Source organism: bacterium (assembly GCA_040755795.1).
Classification (GTDB): domain Bacteria; phylum UBA9089; class CG2-30-40-21; order CG2-30-40-21; family SBAY01; genus JBFLXS01.
Genome location: JBFLXS010000486.1, coordinates 1 through 2,741 on the forward strand (window position 1 = coordinate 1; position 2,741 = coordinate 2,741).

The 2,741-nt window shown below is 38.3% G+C and carries 3 protein-coding genes and 1 pseudogene; all 4 read left to right on the plus strand.

The features are described from left to right. The first annotated feature begins 177 nt into the window (after positions 1–177). The 4 genes and pseudogenes from AB1414_18730 to AB1414_18745 all read left to right on the plus strand — a co-directional run bounded on the left by AB1414_18730 (position 178) and on the right by AB1414_18745 (position 2,493). Positions 178–324, plus strand: a pseudogene (locus tag AB1414_18730) (helix-turn-helix domain-containing protein). A 108-nt stretch (positions 325–432) separates the two neighbouring features. Then, the gene (locus AB1414_18735) at positions 433–1,203 is read left to right on the plus strand and encodes a site-specific DNA-methyltransferase (protein MEW6609450.1); all 771 of its coding nucleotides are present in this window, start codon (positions 433–435) and stop codon (positions 1,201–1,203) included. After that, entirely contained in the window at positions 1,203–1,796 is a 594-nt protein-coding gene (locus AB1414_18740; GenBank protein ID MEW6609451.1) for an HNH endonuclease signature motif containing protein, read from the plus strand. The genes AB1414_18735 and AB1414_18740 overlap by 1 nt, the downstream gene beginning before the upstream one ends. Positions 1,797–1,962: 166 nt before the next feature. Continuing rightward, on the plus strand, positions 1,963–2,493 hold the full coding sequence (locus AB1414_18745) for a class I SAM-dependent methyltransferase (GenBank protein ID MEW6609452.1): 531 nt from the start codon (positions 1,963–1,965) through the stop codon (positions 2,491–2,493). Positions 2,494–2,741: the final 248 nt, after the last annotated feature.

Here is a 2,741-nt window from a genome sequence, read left to right on the forward strand (position 1 = left end):
ACCCTGCGTTGCAGTTGACGGCGGGGGACTGTGCCGTGGTCAGAGTTTTGTGGTCTCTCAAAGTTTTATCTTGCTATCAAACTTTTGTGGTAATTCTCCCCGCCGCACCTGAACTTTATCGTTAGACGAAAGTTGCAAAGTTGATTTATGTGCAGAGAAAATTAAGAGGGGGTAACTATGGAAAATAAAGCTATATATACCACCAAAGAGGCTGCCGACTATCTTGGGGTAAGTCCATCTACTATCTATCGCATAGAGAAACATGGTTTACTTTCTCCTACAAGAACCCCAGGGAGACAAAGACGTTTCAGCCAAAAAGACCTTGAAGAGTTTTCCAGAAAAGACCAAAGCATTGAGACTCCATTAGTAAGAGAAAAGTTCATTCCCTATCAAGTTGCCCCTAAGATTGAACCTTATTTTCAAGAAAATTCAATACGGATTTACAACGATGATTTTTTAACAACAAACTGTGTTAGGGAAAGAACAGTTGATTTGATTGTTACTTCTCCCCCGTATAATGTGGATATTAAGTACAATTCTTGCGATGACAAAATGTCCTACAAAGATTATCTATCTTTTACAAGAGAGTGGCTTGCCAAATGTTATGGGTTAGCAAAAGACGACGGAAGATTTTGTCTAAATATCCCTCTCGATAAAAACAAAGGCGGTCAGCAAAGCGTATGTGCTGATATAACAACAATTGCGAAACAAGTAGGATGGAAGTATCATTCCACAATTATTTGGAATGAACAAAATATTTCAAGACGGACTGCATGGGGTTCGTGGCTTTCTGCTTCAGCCCCTTATGTCATCGCTCCCGTGGAAGTTATCGTTATTCTTTACAAAGAGCGGTGGAAAAAGATTAGTGGTAGTAAAAAATCAGATATTAGTAAAAAAGAGTTTATGGATTGGACAAATGGAGTTTGGACTTTTATGGGAGAGAGCAAAAAGAGAATTGGACATCCGGCACCATTTCCAGTAGAGCTTCCAAGGAGATGTATAAAACTGTTCACCTTTGTAGGTGATACTATACTTGATCCATTCTTGGGTAGTGGCTCTACCTTAATTGCCGCATGCCTTACAAACAGAAAAGGAATTGGCCTTGAGATTGATAAAAATTACTGTGAGATTGCAAAACAGAGATTGATAAGTGAGGCAAAGATAAACCAGCTTAAATTAGAGCTGATAACAGGAGTAGGATGATGGCTGAATCGAGAAAGGGTATTGCTGATTTGATTATGGAATACTTTAGAAACCACCCCAAAGAAGAGCTACAACATGGCCCGGTTGTTGATTGGGTTGAGGAACAATATCTCAAACTGTATGGCAAGAAGCCTCGAGATACCTGGCGTGGGATAAGAAGATTACATCAAGAAGGATTCCTGATAAAGGTAAGAAAAGGTGTGTATAAATATGATCCTGAATTCATCCAAAATAAAGAGTTATATGAATTTCCTACAGAGGTTAAAGAGGCAATTCTTAAAAGAGATGGGTATAAATGCGTAGTTTGTGGTAGAGGAAGAGAAGACGGTATTGAAATTCATGCAGACCATAAAATTCCTTTGGACAAAGGTGGTGAAAACACAATAGATAACGGACAAACACTATGTTCTGAGCATAACTTTCTCAAAAAGAATTATTCTCAGACTGAATTTGGCAAGAGATTTCTTATCAAATTATACAATGATGCAATGAAGAAGAGTGATGAAAGAATGGTTAAGTTTTGTAAGGAGATTTTCGACATTTATGATAAGTATGGAATCAATGGTCATATCCAAAGACCTAATAATAGATGAGGGTTGTTTGAAATCTTTCGTCTAACAAATCGCTGCACCTGACCGCCAACAGTGTGGCGGTTTTGCAAAGTTTTGTGCCCTATCAAGGTTAGTGGTTCTTCAAAGTTTGTGCTCCATCCTGTTGGCGGCAGGTGAGCTTGGTCGTTAGAAAGAAAGTATAAATATTATGGAAAAGAAAATGTCAAATCTCAAATTTAAAATGATGGCCAATATTGGTATGCCAATCCGCAATCTTTTAATGCCTCCAGAAAAAATGTTAGCCGAAGTCGAGATTAAGACAGGTTGTCAAGTCCTTGATTTTGGTTGTGGCCCCGGAATATTTACAATAATGATTGCAGAAAAAATAGGCCAATCAGGTATTGTGTATGCACTCGACATCCACCCTCTTGCAATTAGAATGCTTAAGCAGAAAGCCCAAAAAAAGGGTCTTACGAATATTAAAACAATTTTGTCAGACTGCTCTACATCCCTTCCAGATAACAGCATTGACCTTATCGTTTTCTTTGATGTGTTTCATCAACTTAATAATCAAGAAGAAGTGCTTGCTGAGCTTCACCGACTGCTTAAATCAAATGCGATTTTGTGTTTTAGTGACCATCATATGAAAGAGAGCCAAATTTTGCCCCGTTTTATTGAAGGTGGGTTATTTAGGCTCAAAGAGAAGGGGAAAAGGACTTTTACCTTTGGTAAAGTATGATTATGTTCATAACTTAACATTTTGAAAGGAGTTGGGAACAGAATTAGACACAGTATTATAATGACAAATATCTTTCTAACAACTCGCTGCAGCCGACCGCCAAAGGCGGCGGCTGAGCTCTGTCGTTAGGTGTTCTAAGAGAAAGATTTGATGAAGGTGTAAAAGATGGGCCAAGAAATAACAAAAGAGTGGTTTAATAAGTGGGCTAATGAGTATGATGAGATAATGCCCAAAGTACCAGTATATCA